At 41.7% G+C, this 20,273-nt stretch carries 16 protein-coding genes and 1 pseudogene; 3 read left to right on the top strand and 14 right to left on the bottom strand.

The window, feature by feature from the left end; all coding sequences use genetic code 11:
- Positions 1–180 precede the first annotated feature (180 nt).
- The 10 genes and pseudogenes from ltrA to G4407_RS06610 all read right to left on the bottom strand — a co-directional run bounded on the left by ltrA (position 181) and on the right by G4407_RS06610 (position 13,788).
- On the bottom strand, positions 181–2,088 hold the full coding sequence (ltrA, locus tag G4407_RS06655; RefSeq protein ID WP_173688230.1) for a group II intron reverse transcriptase/maturase: 1,908 nt from the start codon (positions 2,086–2,088) through the stop codon (positions 181–183).
- 700 nt (positions 2,089–2,788) lie between these two features.
- A pseudogene (locus tag G4407_RS06650) lies at positions 2,789–3,550 on the bottom strand (type IV secretory system conjugative DNA transfer family protein); the annotation flags it as partial.
- Positions 3,547–4,110, bottom strand: a complete 564-nt coding sequence (locus tag G4407_RS06645) for a PcfB family protein (protein WP_118447861.1) — start codon at positions 4,108–4,110, stop codon at positions 3,547–3,549. The pseudogene G4407_RS06650 and the gene G4407_RS06645, both read right to left, overlap by 4 nt.
- Positions 4,111–4,389, bottom strand: a complete 279-nt coding sequence (locus tag G4407_RS06640) for a hypothetical protein (protein WP_055183036.1) — start codon at positions 4,387–4,389, stop codon at positions 4,111–4,113. It lies immediately after the preceding gene.
- Positions 4,379–4,522 carry a hypothetical protein gene (locus G4407_RS06635; protein WP_164492145.1) on the bottom strand — a complete coding sequence of 48 codons (144 nt, stop codon included), beginning with the start codon at positions 4,520–4,522 and terminating at the stop codon, positions 4,379–4,381. Before G4407_RS06635 ends, G4407_RS06640 begins: the two co-directional genes overlap by 11 nt.
- A gap of 68 nt (positions 4,523–4,590) precedes the next feature.
- A complete protein-coding gene (locus tag G4407_RS06630) occupies positions 4,591–9,852 on the bottom strand; it encodes a SpaA isopeptide-forming pilin-related protein (RefSeq protein WP_173688228.1) in 5,262 nt (1,753 codons plus the stop codon).
- A 473-nt stretch (positions 9,853–10,325) separates the two neighbouring features.
- Positions 10,326–10,985, bottom strand: coding sequence for a sigma-70 family RNA polymerase sigma factor (locus G4407_RS06625; protein WP_015514779.1), 660 nt, complete (start codon positions 10,983–10,985; stop codon positions 10,326–10,328).
- Between the two features lie 620 nt (positions 10,986–11,605).
- Positions 11,606–11,833 (bottom strand): hypothetical protein, encoded by a 228-nt coding sequence (locus tag G4407_RS06620; protein WP_173688227.1) that lies wholly within the window; start codon positions 11,831–11,833, stop codon positions 11,606–11,608.
- Positions 11,834–12,067: 234 nt separating this feature from the next.
- The gene (locus G4407_RS06615; protein ID WP_330586000.1) at positions 12,068–12,484 is read right to left on the bottom strand and encodes a hypothetical protein; all 417 of its coding nucleotides are present in this window, start codon (positions 12,482–12,484) and stop codon (positions 12,068–12,070) included.
- A gap of 14 nt (positions 12,485–12,498) precedes the next feature.
- A complete protein-coding gene (locus G4407_RS06610; RefSeq protein ID WP_459076695.1) occupies positions 12,499–13,788 on the bottom strand; it encodes a Y-family DNA polymerase in 1,290 nt (429 codons plus the stop codon).
- A gap of 247 nt (positions 13,789–14,035) precedes the next feature.
- Here G4407_RS06610 and G4407_RS06605 point away from each other — a divergent pair, with 247 nt between their 5' ends.
- The 3 genes from G4407_RS06605 to G4407_RS06595 all read left to right on the top strand — a co-directional run bounded on the left by G4407_RS06605 (position 14,036) and on the right by G4407_RS06595 (position 15,820).
- Positions 14,036–14,494 carry a helix-turn-helix domain-containing protein gene (locus G4407_RS06605; RefSeq protein WP_096240145.1) on the top strand — a complete coding sequence of 153 codons (459 nt, stop codon included), beginning with the start codon at positions 14,036–14,038 and terminating at the stop codon, positions 14,492–14,494.
- Between the two features lie 91 nt (positions 14,495–14,585).
- Positions 14,586–15,101 carry an ImmA/IrrE family metallo-endopeptidase gene (locus tag G4407_RS06600; protein WP_243868778.1) on the top strand — a complete coding sequence of 172 codons (516 nt, stop codon included), beginning with the start codon at positions 14,586–14,588 and terminating at the stop codon, positions 15,099–15,101.
- Between the two features lie 65 nt (positions 15,102–15,166).
- On the top strand, positions 15,167–15,820 hold the full coding sequence (locus G4407_RS06595; protein ID WP_101872278.1) for a CpXC domain-containing protein: 654 nt from the start codon (positions 15,167–15,169) through the stop codon (positions 15,818–15,820).
- A gap of 147 nt (positions 15,821–15,967) precedes the next feature.
- On the opposite strand, the gene G4407_RS06590 is transcribed toward G4407_RS06595, so the two are convergent.
- From G4407_RS06590 to G4407_RS06575, 4 genes are all read right to left on the bottom strand, one after another.
- Positions 15,968–16,435, bottom strand: coding sequence for a hypothetical protein (locus G4407_RS06590; RefSeq protein ID WP_005340973.1), 468 nt, complete (start codon positions 16,433–16,435; stop codon positions 15,968–15,970).
- Between the two features lie 132 nt (positions 16,436–16,567).
- A complete protein-coding gene (locus G4407_RS06585) occupies positions 16,568–16,981 on the bottom strand; it encodes a hypothetical protein (protein ID WP_243868777.1) in 414 nt (137 codons plus the stop codon).
- Between the two features lie 30 nt (positions 16,982–17,011).
- The gene (locus G4407_RS06580; RefSeq protein ID WP_101872280.1) at positions 17,012–19,504 is read right to left on the bottom strand and encodes an ABC transporter permease; all 2,493 of its coding nucleotides are present in this window, start codon (positions 19,502–19,504) and stop codon (positions 17,012–17,014) included.
- 14 nt (positions 19,505–19,518) lie between these two features.
- On the bottom strand, positions 19,519–20,184 hold the full coding sequence (locus tag G4407_RS06575) for an ABC transporter ATP-binding protein (protein WP_101872281.1): 666 nt from the start codon (positions 20,182–20,184) through the stop codon (positions 19,519–19,521).
- Positions 20,185–20,273: the final 89 nt, after the last annotated feature.

Genomic DNA, 20,273 nt, shown 5'->3' with positions numbered 1-20,273 from the left:
CATACCAGATGTATCCGATTAGTGCAGAATACAAAAGACGTTCGGCCTATAGTGATAGGTAAGGTTTTGATATTATCTCCACCTTTTCCCCCACTTCACACCGGACATGCGACTTTCACCGCATCCGGCGCTCCATCGATTGTCTTCACGAGACATTTAATCAGTCACCAAATTTAAGTTTTATATTATTGCTGACAGGTTCGCCTGCTCTCGCAGACTATTGATTTTCACGAGCATCTTTTTTGTGATATTGAGTGTTTTTATCAGGTCTTTTATTACTGCTTGGGGCAGTTCTTGTAACAGAATCAGATATTTTTTGTGAATCAGAACCATGTTTTTATATCTTTCAAATCCACCAAGTGCTCTTGGTACTTTGAGCCATACAGCTACATGTTCCGCATCTGCGAATTCTTCTCCACTGATTGCACATTTTCCCTTTTGAGCAGAAAATAAAGATATTTTACTGTCATGGTATTCTGTGCTATGACCAACGGATATTTTTTCTCTCAGTCCTTTCAGAACATACTGATTAAGGTTAAGTTCTGTATGAATCGGAGCACGACCTTCTTTTGTATAACTACAAACGATTGATCGCTTCGCCATCGGTATTTTATTTTTGATGAATGCAATCGGATAGATCATCTGGTCAATTCCTGAAACATATCGAATCATTTTTGACTGTCCGAATCTTTCCTTTTCTGCTTGGGTGATAGTTCCACCCTCATGTTTTAGCATACTTCCTGTTTCTGTATTTAACCTGTTCGTCAAAACTGTCATTACTCGCCTATGGAGTTCTCTGCAATCAATACTGATACAGGTGGCAAGCTGATAGTAATTCTGTATGCCTAACACCATAGAGTTATATAGCTGAATTTCTGATAAACAACTTTTTTTCTCTCTGGGTTTTGCGATGTTTTTCGCTTGTTCCACTAGCTTTGCTCTTTCAATTTCAACCTTTTTGTCACAGATTGCCGACTGCACCACATATTTATGATGCTTCAGCCTTACCCTTATTTTGAATCCAAGAAACTCTGACCACCGTTTTCTGGTGTTCACAATCCTTGTTTTCTCAGGGGACACCTCTAATTTCAACCTCTCTTCAATCCACGCCGTAACCGCTTCTTTTGTCCTGACTGCGTCCTCTTTCGTTCTACAGAAAATCCTAAAATCATCCGCATACCGAATGATATGCATTTCTTTCATTTCTGTGTTTTTCATAATCCTATAACCATGGCTTTTATCAAAAACTTTAGTTTTTCCGATTATTCTTTCTCGCCCTCTGCTTATAGCAATCGGATTTTCCTCCCATTGACTAGCTATCCACCAATCCAATTCATTTAGAACGATGTTTGCCAGTAGTGGTGAGATAATTCCTCCCTGTGGTGTACCCTTGTTGGGCAGTACCGTTGTATTATCGGGCATTTTAATTGGAGCTGTTAGTATTCGCTTGATAATAAAAATCAGCGTTTTATCATGGATACCCAGCGACCATATCTGTCTGATTAACTTGCTATGATTTACGTTATCGAAAAATCCTTTAATATCAAACTCAATAACATAATGAAGATTCATCATTTGAAGCATGGTGTAGGTTCTGTTAATGGCATGTTCAACGGATCTATTCGGACGAAATCCATAACTATTATTGCAGAACTTTGCTTCGCAGATTGGTTCCATGATCTGCTTGATACATTGCTGTATCAACCTATCCCATATGCATGGGATTCCCAGCGGACGTGTTTTTCCGTTTGGTTTCGGGATATCTTTCCGTCTTACAGGCTTTGGTCTGTAGCCGTGTTCGCTTCCCGTAACAATAAATCTCACTCTTTTTATCACATCATCAGGAGTTTGACTCCCAATATCTGTGATGTTCTTTTTGTCTGTTCCTGCCGTGTAGCTGCCTTTGTTCGCTTTGATGTTTCGGTACGCAAGTAAAATGTTATCCCTGCTCAGTATCAAATCCATAAGATTCTCAAATACTTCACCGTTCTGACTTTTTTGATATAGTTCATCAAAAGTACCTTGCATTCCGTAGTACTCCGCATGACGCAGGTCATCTACACATAATGTTTTACTTTTCTTTGGCATAAGGCATCACCTCCTCTCGAAAGTGACCCTTTTGGTCTTACTCGTAATCCTTATCATTAGACTGAATAATGCCTGTTTATTTCAACCGACTTGTGACCATTCCTCCGAGTTCCTCTTTTTCGCAGAACTCATCATAAGTTCGATCACGGCTTTTCAGCACCAGTTCACCTGCTTATTTTCTTCGTCAGGCTATCCTCTAATGGAATCTGGTGCCTTTCCACGTTCCGATAATCCTATCTGTACATATATCCTTAGATCTCTGCTATAGTCCTGTCAGCTTGGATGTGCCTGTAACACAACATGGTCGTTCGTAGGGCGAATTTCTACTGAACCACACTGACTGCGCTTTAACGCACCCATACATTTCTATATGGTCTTCTTTTAGAACCGTACATTCGCAGTTTTCGTCAGTTTACTCGCCAAAGTAAACATTCTAATCATAGATATTTTATAGATCCTAGACCTATAGGTAGCGCACCCCACCTCTGGGGCGTTTTCGAGAATCTTTTGGCAGATTCCTACGACTACTCTCGGTCGTTGTCACGGAGCTTCTCACCCCAACCATTACAGCTGACGCAAGTCCGTCAAGGATAGACGTTTCAGGGCGTTACCCCATCATTCCACCTATCGGATTACCAGTTCACAGACTGGTTATGATTTAATAAACCAACACTGTGCGCAGACTTTTTACCGCCTGCGAACGTGTCGCACTGACCCAGAAATCTTCCGTTGATTTTTCGCCTTCACCCTTGGTATTTGCAATAATGGTATTGACCAGCTTTAAGATGTCTTTTTCACTCCGGATATAATGGAACGGATTGTAATGCATGGACTTTTTAAAGTTGATCGTATTTAATACCTTGATCCGGTATCCTCCATTTACCAGCATCTTCCCGCATTCAACGATGATCGTTCCCTTCGGATCAGTGACCACATAGGACACGTGATCCGTCATCTGCATAAGATTGGGTTTTACATAGAATCTTGTCTTTCCGGATCCGGAACCACCGATGACGATCACATTCTTATTTCTGGCATACTTTGGGGCTTTTGGCCGGCTGTTCATGGTCAGACGTTCCGTTTCTGTGAGGATGACATTGTTTTCAAAGACCGGATCCATAAAGGGTTCGATGTCTTTTCTGTTTCCCCATCTTGCAGATCCATACTCCACACCTTGTCGGAACTTCTTTGCATTTTTAGAACGATAGTAGACCACCAGTTTTAATGCACCTGCAACCAGAACACCTACTGTAAGATCCTGCAAAGCGATACTTGGCAGCCAGCTTAAAAATGCCAGTCGGAAATTGACTAACATCACGCCAAGTCTCTGGACCATGCTTTCTCCCAGGCAATGCCGGTACAGCCAGGATCCTTTATCTGCTACATAGAAGATAAAGAAATATGGGAGATTTAAGATCACCAGTCGTTTGACCTGGATCTTCTGTAATTTTTCCCGGATCATCGTTCCTGACCTCTGGATTTTTGTCTCTGCTTCACACGCTGGCGGTGCTTTGCTTTTCTTTCTACAGATTTCTGCAGTTTCTTTCTGACGGATGGTTTCTTCGCCTGTTTCTTTTTCAGTTCTACTCCGGCATATTCCCGGAAAGCCGCTGTCATCACATCCACATCTTTAGCCTTAAAGAAGACCAGATATTTTGGTGGATCAGCACCGACTTCTTTTTTCAGGCTGTAATCAATCCCGTACTTTCTTGCCACACGGTCAAAGGATTTGATATTTTCATCTGTGATCTTTATGTTGGAAAGCTGTACTCCCTGTGCATTCAGTTGCTTGATGGTCTGCTTTCCATGTGGCTTTTTCTTTTCAATCTTTTTTCGGGCTTTTTCCCTTCCTTTCTCCTGGGCCCGTCCGGTCTTTTCAGCCATTTTCACCTGCGTTGTTTCCTGTTTCCTCCGGTTGTCCATTTCCAGGAACTTCCGAAGGGCTGCTTTTAGCACACTGGCAGTGATCTTGACTCCCTGGATGCTCAGGCTGATCACTTTCTGATTTACTTCTTCCTGCAATTACCCACGTCCTTTCTTTCCTTTCATTTCAGAATGAAGACGGGCAATACAATATCCGATGCATGGAACATGTTTTCCATACGGACAGCCACCACATGGTGTTGTTTTTACTGCTTTTTTCTTTTCCGGAAGCAGATAGTGGCACTGTTTCAAGCTACAGCCTTTCTTTTTGCCTCCCCACCAGTAACAGTACTTGCAGGACCATGGCTTTTCTTCGCTGTACTTTCTTCCCTCAATAGCTGCATTTGGTTCTATGATCAGATCTTTATTAGTCTTCATTCTGTTCTTCCTCTTTTCTCATGATTTCTGTCAGTTTTTTCTCTGCCTGACTTCCGGCAGCAATGAGACAATACAAAACTGTAAATATTGCCGCTGCTCCCAGAAGAGCAACAAAAATAATGATATTTCTCATGGTTTCTCCCATCTAAAAAAGCGTCCACAGATTCCTTTCGGTTTCCATGAACGCTCATTCTTATTTAATTAGTGTTTCTTTTTTCTCATAAATGCAAGGGCTCCTGTACCAGTCGCACCAATGCCGAGAAGCATAAACCACAGCCACAGATTGGTGTTATCCCCAGTCTTTGGTGAATCACTGACAGGTTTTCCACCTTCCGGTGTCTTTTCTGCCGGTTTTTTCTCATCCACCATAGTTACATGCTGTACTTCACAGGTATCCTTTACTTCGAATTCCACATCTTTTGCAACCAGATAGCCATCCGGTGCCGTTTCTTCACGGAGAGTGTATTTTCCGATCGGAAGCATTTCGATGTAATGTGCTTTCTCTGTACTGGTCCAGCTTTCCACAACTTTTCCATCCTGATCAAGGATTGTGAGTTTCGCTCCCGGAAGTTCTTTTCCGGCGATATCCTGTTTGGAGATTTTCACCTTCGTTACATCATCCTTCATCTCAACTTTCTGCACATCGGCAGTATCTTTGATCGTGAACTTTACGCTTTCAGCTGTCACGTAACCATCAGCAGGTTTTGTTTCAACCAGTGTGTATTCTTTTCCGACAGTCAGCTCACGGATCACATGTGCTTCTTTACCGGAAGTCCATTCATCCACGATATTTCCATCAGCATCTACCACTTTCAGCTTACATCCTGGAAGTTCTTTTCCGGTTGTCAGACTGGATTTGGTAAATTCAACGACGGTTGGCTGATTATCAAAGGTAAAATCATAAGTGACTGTCGGCTGATCTTCACCTGCATACTCAAAGGTAAATTCCTTTACTTCATCGTTGGTTACGAATCCGTCCGGTGCATAGAGCTCTTTTACATAGTAAGTTGCTCCTATTGGAAGATCTGCAACAAATGTGATCTTTCCTTCTTCATCCGTAGATTTCAGCTCAATGATCTCATCGGCTTCGATCAGGACTTTACCTGTTGTCTCAGACTTAATGTCTTCTTTGGCAAATAATCCAAAGATAGCGCCTTCCAATGTACGGTCAGAATCTTTTTCTTTCTTAAGTACATTGACTTCTACTCTCTGGCGGTTGTTCTGCCAGTCTTTGTCATAGACTACAACTGGTGTATTCTGATCCACGTAAGTCAGATCTACATGACGAATCTCACCATCCAGTACATAACCGTAAGCAGTTCCTGTTTCTTTCACATAGTATTTACCAAGTGGAAGATTTTCCAGTTTTGCAATACCGGTTTCATCTGTCTTGATCGTTGCGATCAGTTCATCCTTTTTATAGTAATCGTCACTGACGCCATCGGCAGCCTTAATGTCTTCCTCAGCATAGACTTCAAACGTAACATCTGTCAGTTTTCCGGTTACATAGTTGAAAATGTGTTCCACCACACCTTTGACCTTATCGGCCAGCGTAACAGAATCCAGAAATTCTCCCTTTTTGTTGATGATGAGTTCACCAACCGGTACCTCGTCCTTCATTTCCACTTTCTGAACCTCTCCGGTATCTTTGACTGTGAATGTCACATCATTGGCTACCAGATAACCATGCGGTGCAAACTCTTCATGTAGGGTATAAGTCTCACCCACTTTCAGATATTTGATCACATGCGGTGCATCTTTGGAAGATGTCCAGCTATCTACTACATTTCCATCTTTATCCGTTACTTTCAGATAAGCTCCATCCAGTTCTACACCGGTTGTTGCATCTGATTTTGTGATCTCAACAGTTGTCGGCTGGTTCTTCTTTACGGATTTTAATGTTACTGTCTGTACATCCTGCCCCTGATAAGAAGCATCAAATCTCAGTACTTCATCCGAAGATACGAATCCATCTGGTGCTTTCAGTTCTTTTACATAATAGCTTCCAAGTGGAAGATCCAGTGTACATGCTGCCTGACCTTTTTCATCAGAAGTCATTTCCTGTAAAAGAGTATCTGCTTTGACGATCACTTTTCCATCTTTCGTCTGAATGTCTTTTGCATTGTAAATACCGAACACTGCTCCGGCTACTGTATTGCCTGTCTCAGCATCCTGTTTTTCGACCGTAATCGACACTTTCTGTCGTTCATCTGTGACAGAGATTTCTTTCTCGATCACTGCGGTATCCTGATCTGCATAAGCAAATTCGACATTTTCCGGCACCGTATTTAACACATAAGTGTCCGGTGCATTCTTCTCTTTGACATAGTATCTGCCAAGTGGAAGATTCTTTACAGTTGCATAACCATCTGTATCCGTTGTAACGGTTGCCACCAGTGCATCCTTTGCAAAGTACAAAGTTCTCTGTCCATCTGCATCTACCTGATGATCGGCAGTATAGATATCCTCTGCCGCATAGACTTCAAATTCAGCACCTGCAAGTCCAGCCATTTCATACTGGAAGTCCTTATCAAATCCCTTTAACACTTCACCCTGTTTATAGATCTTTAACTGACCTTTGACCGGGGCATTGGTATATTCCACATCAATGACTGCATCTCCTGTGACAGGATCGGTCAGATAAGCAGTATCTGTATCAACTGCAACTGTCACATAGTTTTTGGATATTGTGTACCCATCGGGTGCCGTCACTTCCTCAATCCGGTAGTTGCCAGGTTTCAGATTCTTTGGCAGTACCAGGTATCCTTCCTCATTTGTGAAATAGGATTTGTGTACCGTTGGCTTCGGATAGGATGTTGTCTGTTCCACATATTTCTGGTTATCCAGGTCATATACCTTGAATTCTGTATTTGCCAGGAGTACAGATTTCTGTGTTTCTGCATCCTTTTTGATGATCTTTAATTTTGCTTTGAATTCTTTATCCAGAAGCACTCGCCATGTCTGCGGTGTATCCGGATGATTCTCTGTGATCTTCACTATAAAATCATCAACCGGTGCATAGTTGTGTTTGCTTGTGGTTTCTCTTACCACATAAGTTCCATATGGAAGCGGAATCGATCTTGCATATCCTTTTTCATCGGTAAACATTTCTGCCTGGCCATCTGCAGTCAGTACAACTGGTCTGGCTGAGTCAAAATCATAACTTCCATCTGCTTTTACTTTCAGATCACTGACAAGCCATGCTGAAAAACCAACTCCCTGCAGAAGATCTGCATCGGTCTTCCCGTTGTTTGCTGCCTTGATGATCTGAAATGGCTGTTTGATGACAGTTTCTTTACATACAGAAGTTCTTTCTACTGTCGGAACAGTAGCACCTTCGTAAGTACAGTCCACCTCATGTTCTGTCGGATCCAGTACGTATCCCACCGGAGCACTAAGCTCTTTCAGATAATACTTTCCAAGATAGAGATCCGATACAGAAGCTTCGCCATTCTTATCCGTTGTCAGGGATGTGATCAGGCTGTCTTTCTTATGGATCGTTCCGGTTCTTCCATCCGGATGAACAATATCTTCCCTTGCATAAAGGCCATATACTGCACCTTCCAGCGTTGCATCACCCTGTGCTGCATTCCCTGTCTCAGCATCCTGTTTTGCAATGTTGATCTTTGCATTTACACGTTTGTCTGTTACATTTTTGGTCGTTGTCTTTCCGATAGCAAGAGTCACATTATAAGACTTTGTATCGATCTGATACCCTGTTGGAACAGAGATTTCTTTCAGATAAACAACTTCCTGTGTTTTCTCCATTGTGAGCTGTGAAGCACCATTCTGATCAGTTGCAGGCATCTCTGCGATCAGCTTTGTATATGCAGCATCGGAATAGATCCCGTACACTGCACCAGCCAGTGCATTTCCTGTATCCTGATCTTTCTTTACAATGGATACTTTGCATTCTTTTGTCCAGGTTACTTTAAAATCCACATATTTCTCATTTCCGACACCTTCACCGAAAACAAGAGCCAGGTCCTGTGTTCCGGATCCTGTTACAATCTTGTAAGCAGAGTATTCTTTATCAATGCTTCCCTTCATCCGAGAAGAAAATGTAGCACTGACGCTCTCTGCCTGATCAAGTGGTGCTGTCAGATAAAACTGTGTACCTCCACTGATTTCTACACTTGCTCCTGCAGCACTTGTTTTACCGGTTGTCACATTTACAAGCTTTACACCGCTTGGCAACTTAAATGTGATTGTCTGCAGTTTATCTGCTTTGAATGTGATCACGCTTGTTCGCTGGCTGTTTCCTTCCACATAAGCCTTTACATTAGATTCGGAAAAGCTCATATCTACAGACGGAATGTCCGGCATATTTACACAATAATTGTAAAGTTCCATTGCCAGGTTCTTTCCTGTTGCATTGGTTCCGGATGCCCAGTCACTGGATCCATTTGCATAAGCTGCTGCAAGATGGGTAATGATGAATCTCTTTCCTGCCGGAAAATCCGGATGTTTCTCATCGAAGAAACCATTCTCATCACTTGCTTTTGTTCCGTAATAGCAGACCTTTGCAAGTGTCTTTCCATCGGCAAGTTTCTGGATCGTATAAGTTCCATTTCCCGGTCCTTTTTTCGATGGTTCAACACAGTATGCTGTCGCATTGATGCTTCCCCATTTCACATAATACGGACAAGTCAGATAAGAACCTAATCCATAATCTGCGTAATAGTACCAGGAACCGGCTGTGACTGTGACTGATTTTGTTCCTGTTTCACCGGAAGCAAGCATCATTGGCATATCAAAAGTAATACTTTCGCCTGCTTCAAGATCCGCAAGAGCAACTTCCTGGTCAACAGCTTCCTGCATAACCTCTGAGAGTGTGATCCCTGTTTCCGGATCAACGGTCTCCTGATTCTCCGTTGCTTCGATCTCTGCATCAAATTCTTTTTCTGTCAGTTCTGTTTTGCTCTCCGTTTCAGCAGCACCAGTTTCCTCTGTAGACGAGTCAGCCTCAGAATCCTCAGTTTCTGTCTTATCGGAAGAACCAGCATCCTGATCAGAAGAACTTTCTGACTGCGAATCTTTCTGCTGATCCGCTTCTTTTACCACGATCTTTCGATTGATCTGGTAGGTTGGGTGATCCGTTGTCTGTGGTTCTACATAATAGACTGCCTTATAGGAATTGGCATAATCGGTAGAAAAATCATTCCCGTCCGCATCTTTTGCTTCCTGAAATGTAACTTTTACTTTGCTGTCATCCTGGATCGTAAGACCGGTATAATCACTCTTTACATCGAAATTGTCTCCAACCTTGATCTCATAATCCTTTGCAGTTACCACTTCATCTTCATCCAACTGATCCTTGATCTCCTCATAATACGGAATCTTTTTTACAGATCCAGCATCATCAGAAGCATAGGCAACAGCGGGAGAGAGTACCGTCGATAGAACCGTTACTGCAGTCAGTAAACCGGACATCACCCTGCGTGCTTTCTTTTTCACGTTCATTCTCTTAAATCCTTCCTTTCTGATTCTTTTGTGTATGGTTATCTGTTAGTTTCTGCATATTATCTTTTATACGAAGATGATCGCCTCCTTTCCTGAAATTTGTGCTATTTGGGACAGTCAGCACAAGCTGAGATAACAGCACAAATATATGGCGGTACCTGTTTGTCACAAATACCGCCACATGATTTCTACTGTCATCCTCTTTTTAGATTCAGACATTTTATTTTGATTTAAGATTTAAGCGTTTTCCTGTTTTCTTTCCCGGATCCGTTCCTATATCAGTTTCCATCTCTGATACGTTTTCTTCTGGCAGACACGCAGCTTTTCGCTCTATGCATGTTCAAATCAAATATCACTCCGGGCAGGCTATTCATTTTTCAAGGTACATGAAGGTGTTCTATGCAAACCCTTCATATAACGAAACGCTCAGAGCCTGTTTTACAGTGGTCTAATTCAATTTTTTTGAAATTTTTTTAAAATTCTTCGTTTTCCGCCTTTTTTTTCATCGTTTTTAATGCTCTGTTCAGGAGGTCATTTACACTCTGTTGTTTGATTCCCAGATAATCTGCGACATCCTGCTGACGCATTTCTTCGAAATAAACCAGATTGAGTACCATCTTTTGCCTCTCTGTCAATTCCTTGATCAGCGCATGCAGAATTTCTCTGTCGATAACATCGTCAACAAAATCTTTTGAAGATCCTCTCATAATCTCCGCATCATCTGTAACATCGCTGTTAGAAAACACACCATGATTGGTGCTGATTTTGCTCTGGCTGTATGCCATACGGTCTTCAGCCTCCATCAGCAGACGGATATACCAGTTTTCATTATCAAAGAACTCTTTATTGAATTCCTTGTTATCGCCAGTTACACTCACATATTCATAGTCATCACAACTATGAAGCGGAAATACGGTTGATTGATTTCCTGCTGTATAAAGTACATATCCGTGATCATAAACAGAGATTGTTGTATCTGCATTGATCATTTCCTTTACTACAACTTTGTGTTCCTTCAAGGATTTCACGCTTGGGATTCTCTTCTCCACATCAGCAACTTTCACGATTTTTTTCAGTTCTTTTAATGTCAACATAAAGACCACCTTTCTGCCTTTCGGCTCCGGGTGGTCCATTCCATCTTTTATGAAATTTCTGCACAGACATAAAGAACTGCAGTACAAGAGGTCACGAACTCACCCGTTTTTTTTGAACGGGAGTCCGCGACTCCTTTGTAACGCATGTATCTGCGTTTAGATTAAGTTTGCCAGATTGCCTGGCTTATTCAGTTGATATGTGCATCTTCTGATTCATTCTCTGTTTGCTCTTTGCGAAACATGGAATAATCGCCCATAGCATCGTAAGGACAATGCCTTACAAATTCCTGGTATTCGATTTCAGTCATCTTTGCTTCCTCCTTTGTGTCATATTATCAAAATCTCTATTTACAATTATTTTTGCAAAAAAGAATTCAACCTCTATATAACGAAACGCTGAGAGCCTGTTTTACAGTGGGGTACGACAAAAAAATTTAAAAATTTTTCGAAATACGTCAAAAAAGCCCGACAAAACAAATACTTCAACAATCTCCAAAACCAGAAAAGACTTCTGATCTTGCAGTGTATCCGTAAATGTTTTGCCGGGCTCTTAGTGATTCCAGTCAGGTTCAGCTCCTTGACAAACTCTTGCTGTCTGGTGCGTTCTTGATGGTTCTTGCCAAATCCAACGCTTACTACAGACAGCTCATTCTATTCTGTTATGATCCCTGATTCATCATCTTTCGGGAATACGTCCGCATCCTGGACTTTAATTGTTCATCACGAATGTGGATCGGACGAACCGACACCATATCATCATTTACAAATATTTCCAATGTACTGCGACATTTTTTGCACTCCACTTCTGAATCGCTTTGTGCGCTCTTTTCAATAAATGCTCCGCATACAGAGCAGTGTACATGCCATTTAATAGCACCTGATCCCATATAGGCTTCCTCCTTTAAGCAATAAGATATTTCTCCATTTATTACTCAACGGATCAAAGGGAAATCAAATCCGCCTTATGAGCATCATGCCATCCATTCCGTAAGTGCCAAAGCTGCACGAACAGCACGATTTCTATTCTGATCAGATCTGCTTTGTCGATCTGTGCATCCTTTTTTATCCTTCCACCAGCTACCACACGCTCTTTCCAGTATAAAAAATTCTGCTGTGATTAATTAACACGGTATTTCTATAGTTTCAAATACATCACCAGTCAGATCACAGATATCCTGGATCTGAATCTCAGTATCATCGATCCGTAAGTGGACTGATGTATCAAAAAATTCTACGGTTCCAGATAATGTATGGTACTGACCAACTGATGGATTCTTCCAGGACTTTTGAAAATAAGTTGCCTGTATCTTCATTCCATATGCCAGAATCCTTAATTTCATATCCAGCTCATTTTTCTTTTCGTCGGATAAATCTCTTTTCGGTTCGTAAATGATTTCCTGTTGCCGGATCGTTTCATCCAATCCACGAAGTGCCGCAAATGGAGCAAACTGTTTTGCCCTGCGTCCTACATCCATTGGATGTCTCCTGGAAACCGGTCTTGGTAAATATAAATACGGTTGATATGCACTTGCCAGCACTTTTTGCACCTCCTCTAAGCACGGTGACCACCTATTTGCTCGTTGCGTTCTCTATAAGTAGAACACTCTAGCAGGTTGGATCCCCGCATGATCGCATTCTTCCCATAACGCTGCTTTACATTCAATACTGCTTCCTGTAAATGCCGTTCCTTATCGGTCTGTTTGGGATCATCAAACAGGCTGTACTGCACATAACTTTCAGGAACAACCCTGTTCGCACACACCTCGATTCTTCGGATTCCGGTATATCTGTCTGCAATCCTGAGATATAAATCTTCCACTGCATCTATGATCTTTTTGGAACTGTTACTTTCTCTTTCGAGTTTTACGGTTCCTTTGGATGCCTCATGCTCATACCTGTGGTCATAGGCGATCCATAAGGTGAGAGAGCTTGTTACCAGTCCTTTTTCAAACAGATCCAGGACCAGATTATCTGTCATTTCCCTTACGATCACAAGTGCTTCATCAAAAGAATAATTTCGCATCAGCACCTGACCATTTGAAAGGCTGTGTTCCTCCGAATGATAGTTCTTGATGTCACTCATCCGGCATGTTTCATATCCCCATGCATGATCGATCAACAGCTCTGCATCAATCCCAAACATCTTATACAGCCAGTCTTCGGATCTTAAAGAAGCCATTGCAATATCGCCCATCGTATGGATTCCATAACCGGCCAGTTTTTTTTCAGTCCGGGATCCAATCCTCCAGAAGTCACTTAATGGTTTATGATCCCATAGCTGCTCTCTGTAAGAGAATTCATCCAGGATTCCAATATGGTCATCCACATGCTTTGCTACGATATCCATTGCGATCTTAGCAAGATACAGATTGGTTCCCACACCAGCGGTTGCAGTGATACCTGTTTCTTCCATAACCTCCTGCATAAGCTTTACCACCATTTCTTTTGCAGTGAGATGATAAAGCTGCAGATAGTTTGTCACATCAATAAAACACTCATCGACACTGTACACATGGATATCTTCTTTTGAGACGTACCGCAGATAGATTCCATAGATCTTTGCGGAATAATCCATATACAGCTGCATCCTTGGCATGGCTGTGATGTACTTCACACAATCCGGTATCTCATGGATCCGGCACCGGTTCTTGATGCCAAGAGCCTTCATAGCCGGAGTGATTGCCAGGCAGATTGTTGACTTTGATCTGGTCGGATCTGCAACCACCAGGTTTGCTTTAAATGGATCCAGCCCACGTTCTACGCATTCCACAGAAGCATAAAAGGACTTTAGATCAATACAGATAATAGAAGTCTGATCCTGACTCACATTGCCACCTCCCATACGTCTTTCCTCTTTCTGTAACATGTATCCCATTTTAACTATCAATGACTGTCTATCTTTCCTGTTTTCTTCAAAATATAGGAAATTCATTTCACATATTCATTGACAAAAGAGGAAATATTGTGTATCTTATAGGAAAGATGTTTCCCTTATCTGTGATTCACATTATAGGAGAGATATTTCCCTTTGTCAAGATTAATTTTTATTTTTCAGGAGACACATTTCCCGTTTTGCCTTGAAGCGGCTAATGAAACTTATAAGACAAGGCTTAGAAAGAGGTATGTTTATGACATTCGGTGAAAAAGTAAGATCATTAAGAAAAGAAAAAAAGATGAGTCAGCAGGAACTGGCCAGCATGGTTGGTGTTTCATATAGGACCATTCGATCCTGGGAAGTAGAAGGACGTTTCCCAAAACAAAATGTTCTGTATCAGAAACTGGCAGATGCATTACAGTGTGATGTTTCTTATCTCATGAGTGAGAATGAAGCTTTTATCACAGAGGCATCCGAACAGTTTGGTAACCGCGGTGCCAAACAGGCTCAGCAGATTCTGGAACAGGCTGCAGCTATGTTTGCCGGTGGATCACTGACAGACGAAGATAAAATAGCTTTTATGGATGAGATCCAGAGCCTTTATCTGGATTCCAAAAGACGTGCAAAGAAATTTACACCGAAAAAATATCTGAAAAACCAAGAGGAAAAATAATAGAAGGCGGGATTATTGTACACCTAATCTGTTACCTTATAGTTACAAGGATATTTCTGCCCTTTTATTTTTTACTTTTGAGGTGATTTATTTGAGAAACACTTACATATATACAGAAACAAAGAAATTAATCAAGAAATATGGAACCCGAGATCCATTTGAGATCATGGATCAGATGAACATTGTGGTCGGGGAAACTTCCAGATATAAGACACTGAAAGGATATTGTTTTATGAGCTGCAAGACGATCTATGTCATGATCAGCAGTTTCCTTTCAGAAGAAGAAAAGATGATCGTTGCCGCCCATGAATTAGGGCATATCATGCTGCATCGTTCCCAGCTGAAAATGGCTCCGATGCAAGATGATACACTCTATAATATGACGGATAATACAGAATACCAGGCCAATCTGTTTGCTGCCGATCTTCTGATTGATGATGAGGAGATCGAAGATATGGTTCAGAACGAAGACCTGGATTATTTCGGACTCTGCAGTTCTCTGAATGCAACTCCGGAACTCATGAGCTTTAAACTATACAGCCTGACAAAACGAGGCCAGGCTTATCATATGCCGATGGAGATTCAGAGTAATTTCCTGGCAAAATAATAAAGGATAAGCGCATTCTACAATAAGAAAACTATAGATTTATCTCACTGAAAGGAGGAACATTTATGTCAAGACATCATATAGAAAAGGTAACTTGTCCTTCCTGCCATCATGAGGGAGATTTTGAGCTCTGGGACAGTATTAATACTGCACTGGATCCTGAAATGAAAGAGAAGGTACTTAATCAATCTATTTTTCTTTATACCTGCCCAAGCTGTGGAGAGACCTTTCGTTTAAACTACTCCACACTCTATCACCAGATGGAAGATCTTGTCATGATTTATCTGGTTCCTGAATCAGAAGTAAAGAAGACATATGAAATATTTTATGAAAAAAATGCTTTGGCTGATTATCGTACCGAAAAGTACTTATACCGGATTGTGACATCAGCAAATCAGCTCGTTGAAAAGATCCAGATCTTTGATGCAGGTAAAGATGACAGGGTAATGGAACTTGTTAAATTACTTGTGACAGATTCTCTTCACGAGAATAATCCTGATAAAGAATTTGATGAACTGCGCTTTGCTGTCGACGACAACGGAACAAATATTCTTATAATCATTAATAAGGGTGAGATCACTGGTGCAGTTGACATTGACAATATGTATGAATTTGCTTCTTCACACTGCACTGATTTCAAAGATCTCCGAGATGATGAGGATATTGTTATCAATCGGGAGTGGATTCTTAACAAACTTGCTGAAGCAGAAAACGAATAGTATATTTGGTGGCTACACCCCCAAGCCCCTGTAGAATCAATAACGCCGGTACTGGATATCAAAATCCCGCACCGGCGTTATTGATTGTAATTATCTTACTTTGATAAAATGATAGATTGTCAGCTCTGCAAACTGGAATTGTTACACTTAAAAAAGCGGAATTTCACCATCATAGTTTTCTGCTTTTTCCAATAGCGGTCCTTTAGCTCCCATCGTAAACGCGATGTCGCTACTGCGGATAGAGAGCAGCTCCATTCCGGGTCTCACCTTCAAAAAATCCATCATTTTCTTCGTAAGAAGAATTTGCCCCTCCTGTGAAATCTCTACCCAGCAGTAGGAACGCCCCTTGTATTTGATGAATTCGCCAGAACCTGCTGAGTAGTCAAGCAACGGTGGAGTATCGTCCAAAATGTGACCAAGTTTCGACGGATGCAAAAGGCCTTTCCGGGTGACGCAGAAGCCACCGGTAATCTTACTTCCGGTAAAAAGATATACTTTTCCTTCATCTGCAATGTGATATTCTTCCATTGCCTGCGGTGGAATCCGCAATGTTCCATCCGTCCGAATGAGTGATTTCCCGAAAATAAATTTTCCTCCCTTATTCATTTGTGGCATAAAAACACCTCCTGAAATTCCGATTTTAATGTCTCTATTATACCATAATGATACTATTATAAAAAAGGAAAAAGAGCTCCTTCGAGCTCTTTTGATTCAGTTCTGTAAACTTGAAGTTGTCTTTCTGCTTATTTACTCAACATCAAATTCAGCCGCCAAATAATGCGGTGTTCCGTCCTTTGCCTTCATTTCTAATACTACACGATAGATTCCCGCCTCCAAGCGAGTTCCATAATAATCATATTTTTGAACAATACTTCCCTGCAAGCCCGTACTGTCTCCACCCAATGAGAATTCTAAATTATTAAAAGAAAATATATCCTGCGAATATGTCAAACGATACCATTGCCCGTCAATGTGGCGTTCGAGATACTCAAAGCCAGGACTACCATCCTCACCGAAGGAATAGATTTCTTTAGAATTCGCAGTAACAGCCCAGCGAATGGTATATCCCTTAAACGGAGACCATGTGGGCTTTTCAATGGTCAATTCAAAGCCGTCAACCTGATTGACAGGATAAGAGACTGGTTCTCCAAGAGTAATCAAAAATAAACACATTTTGCTATTTGATTAAACTCACTCTGTCAACCGCAATCGCTCCACAACTGGAAGGTTAACGTCAGTTTTGTAGACCCATATAGGCACAATAAGGCAGATTAGCAACACCAGTCCAGACACCAGCACCAGTGGGATAAATGGATAGGAGAAAACAGCATAATAGGCCACTTTACTAAAAATCATATATAGCAAGATGAAGATTGCTGTTCCAATGGTGACTGCAAGGGAAAGGGAAACGCCCCAATAATAGAAACCTTCCATAAATAGCATTCGTTTGATTTGTCGCTTTGTCATTCCAATGCTTTCAAGAACAGCTAATTCATAGCGCCGAGTATTTACATTGACAACCATTGTATTGACAAAGTTCATGACACCAACAAGCAGCAGAATCACGGACAACCCTGTTCCTAAAACCTTTACTGTAATGAGATATTCCTGCATTTCTTCTCGCCGTTCATATCGGGATATAATATCAATGTTAGCTTGTGATGCGGTGATTTGCTTTAATTCTTGCAGTATACTTTCGTCATGTTGACCATCCGTATCAAAGGCCACGCGGAACACTCTATATTGCGGAAAGAGTTCTTTCAAAGCTGTTTGACTAATATACAAATCAGGAGCCGTCCCTCTCTCATTGCTTCCTCCTGCTCGAAACCCTTCATTCAAATAACCGTTCGCTACAATAAAGGAATGCTGTCCGTTCTGCGTCTGGATTGTTATTTCCTGCCCCGGCTGAATAAGGTCTTCTACTGTTTTGGACAGCAGCACAACCTTTCCTTGTTCAAAGGCAGACGTGTCAATAGGCAAGTTTAAGGTTTTATTGATTTCTTCCAAATATGCACTGTCAATTCCAAAAACCCCGCTAAAAAAGTTTTGCTGATAATTTTCTAATTCTGCCGGATCAGAAAAATCAATGCCGTTTACTCCGTCTAATGACGCAAGAAACTCGTGAAATACAGCATCGTCATATACAACATCTGCTGCTACTTGAGGATAAGGTGCATAGGTCAACCTCAAATTCTCAATGCCGTCAAGCTGACCAATCTCTGAAACCATTTCGCTGGAAATTAAATCTTCTCTTTCGTGGATACTATATGTGAGTGCAAAATCGCTTACTCCCCATTGGCTCACATAATTCTCCGGGCTTAAACCATGTAATAGCCCTGTGACGACAAGGAACAAGGAAAGGCCGAAAAAAAGCGATGCAAAAACAAGGGTTGTACTCTTAGCATTACGAAAGACATTGTTCCATGCCATTCTGGACAACTTCATTTTGCTACAATTTCTGGCGCTGCTCTTTGTGCTGGCTGCTGTATATTGGAGTGCTGCTATTGGTGAAACATTTCCGGCAATTTTGGCGGGCTTCATGCTTGCAATCATAACGGTAATGAACGTAAATATGGCCGCTCCTATGAAAATAAACGGCGAAAAAGATACTTTTGTTCCCACATCAGAATTTGTTGAATACATCATATTCAGGAAGTAAGGAACAATGCCAAAGGAAACAACCGCACCAAGTAACAGACCAATCGGAATACCAATACAAGAGATTCTGATTGCCTGCTTATAGATAATTCTCTTTATCTGCCTTTGGGTCGTTCCAATCGTTTTAAGACGGCCATAGAATTGCACATCTTTTACGACAGAGACATAAAGAATATTATAAATCAGCAGATAGCCGCTAAAGGATATAAAAACTGCTAAAATTATTACAGCTAAAATAATAGTTCCACCATTTGCCTGTTCTAATGGTACAATTTCAAATGTTTGCCCTTCTGTAAAGTCAATCTCACGCCGCAATCTTTCACAGTTTTTGTCAGCATTATCATTGCCTTGAAAACGGATCATTGCCGTAACACTATTATCCAGTGATACATTTAAGCTATCCTTAAAAGCGGATGAAACATAAACATAACCACGATTATTTGTGCGCATTGGAATGTAGTCCGTATAGTAGCCCGACAGCAAAAAGGTGTCTGAGACATAATTATAGCTATCGCCAATTTGGTACGACAACACAATCTCCATCCCTATTTGCGGATCAGAAATGCCCATCTGTTCAAGCACCCATGTAGGTAGCATAATTTCGTTTTTACTTGATGGGTAATTTCCTACAACACTTGATATAGTAGGCAGACGGTGGGTTCCCCACTCGGTATCATCTATCCAAACTATACCTAATCTCGCATTTTGCAGTTGCTCTGTATCAACACTGCCTAAACGCTGCTGTATACCTACGTCAAGGACAAGGTTTGATTTTGAAATTTCAACCAACTGATTTTCTGTTACATTTGTGATTCCGACATCAGCGGTAGTTCCCATTAACCGAATTTGTTGCATTTGGTAGGTTTCAAAGTAACTAAAACCAATACTGAATGTCGCAGTTATCATAAATGCAGTTAGCACAAGAGCAATGATTGCAAATAAATTACGCTGCCGTTCACGATGCAAACTGCGCTTTGCCAGCTTCTTTTCAATGTCACTGGTATCATTTTCAAAAGGCCATGTCATAGCTTGCCACCTCCTTATTCCACAATCCTGCCATCCTCAATGCGGACAATCCGATCTGCAAGGCGGGCTATGTCGTCATTGTGGGTAATCATTACAACGGTTTGCCGGAACTCCGCGCTGGTGCGCTTGATAAGTCCCAGCACCTCGGCGCTGGTCTTGCTGTCAAGGTTACCGGTTGGCTCATCGGCCAGCACAATAGCCGGTTTGGTAATCAGAGCGCGGGCAATCGCCACACGCTGCTGCTGTCCGCCGGATAGATTGTTCGGCATATTTTTCAGTTTATCTTCCAGCCCCAGTAGGTGAACAATTTCGTCCAAAAACTTCTGATCCACCGTGTCCCCGTCCAACTCCACCGGCAGGACAATGTTCTCATACACATTCAAGATGGGAACAAGGTTATAGTTCTGGAAGATAAAGCCGATGTTGCGGCGGCGAAAGATGGTAAGCTGCTCGTCGTTCTTCTTTGCCAGTTCTTCGCCTCGGACAATCACGGTTCCGCTGGTGGGAGTGTCCAACCCGCCCATCATGTGAAGCAGGGTGGACTTGCCGCTACCAGAGGTTCCCACAACAGCCACAAACTCGCCGTCCTCCACGGAGAAATTTACGCCGTCAAGGGCGCGGGTAATGTTCGGTTCTGTACCGTAATACTTTTTCAGGTCAATCGTCTGTAAAACGCTCATATTCAAAACTCCTTTCAAGGCTTCCTACCTGTTGATAAGTGTATTGTAAAACCCAAATGTCCGCGAAATGTTACAGCGGCTAAAAAAAC

The organism is Allocoprococcus comes (genome assembly GCF_013300725.1).
Taxonomy (GTDB): Bacteria; Bacillota; Clostridia; order Lachnospirales; family Lachnospiraceae; genus Allocoprococcus; species Allocoprococcus comes_A.
This window is presented reverse-complemented; position numbering and strand designations above follow the sequence as displayed.

Bases quoted from the DNA above. Each gene is read 5' to 3' on its own strand.
- G4407_RS06630 (WP_173688228.1), bottom strand. From the start codon at position 9,852: ATGAACGTGAAAAAGAAAGCACGCAGGGTGATGTCCGGTTTACTGACT.
- G4407_RS06610 (WP_459076695.1), bottom strand. From the start codon at position 13,788: ATGGGAGGTGGCAATGTGAGTCAGGATCAGACTTCTATTATCTGTATT.
- G4407_RS06635 (WP_164492145.1), bottom strand. From the start codon at position 4,522: ATGAGAAATATCATTATTTTTGTTGCTCTTCTGGGAGCAGCGGCAATA.
- ltrA (WP_173688230.1), bottom strand. From the start codon at position 2,088: ATGCCAAAGAAAAGTAAAACATTATGTGTAGATGACCTGCGTCATGCG.
- G4407_RS06595 (WP_101872278.1), top strand. From the start codon at position 15,167: ATGTCAAGACATCATATAGAAAAGGTAACTTGTCCTTCCTGCCATCAT.
- G4407_RS06625 (WP_015514779.1), bottom strand. From the start codon at position 10,985: ATGGACCACCCGGAGCCGAAAGGCAGAAAGGTGGTCTTTATGTTGACA.
- G4407_RS06605 (WP_096240145.1), top strand. From the start codon at position 14,036: ATGAAACTTATAAGACAAGGCTTAGAAAGAGGTATGTTTATGACATTC.
- G4407_RS06640 (WP_055183036.1), bottom strand. From the start codon at position 4,389: ATGAAGACTAATAAAGATCTGATCATAGAACCAAATGCAGCTATTGAG.
- G4407_RS06580 (WP_101872280.1), bottom strand. From the start codon at position 19,504: ATGACATGGCCTTTTGAAAATGATACCAGTGACATTGAAAAGAAGCTG.
- G4407_RS06575 (WP_101872281.1), bottom strand. From the start codon at position 20,184: ATGAGCGTTTTACAGACGATTGACCTGAAAAAGTATTACGGTACAGAA.
- G4407_RS06620 (WP_173688227.1), bottom strand. From the start codon at position 11,833: ATGGGATCAGGTGCTATTAAATGGCATGTACACTGCTCTGTATGCGGA.
- G4407_RS06590 (WP_005340973.1), bottom strand. From the start codon at position 16,435: ATGCCACAAATGAATAAGGGAGGAAAATTTATTTTCGGGAAATCACTC.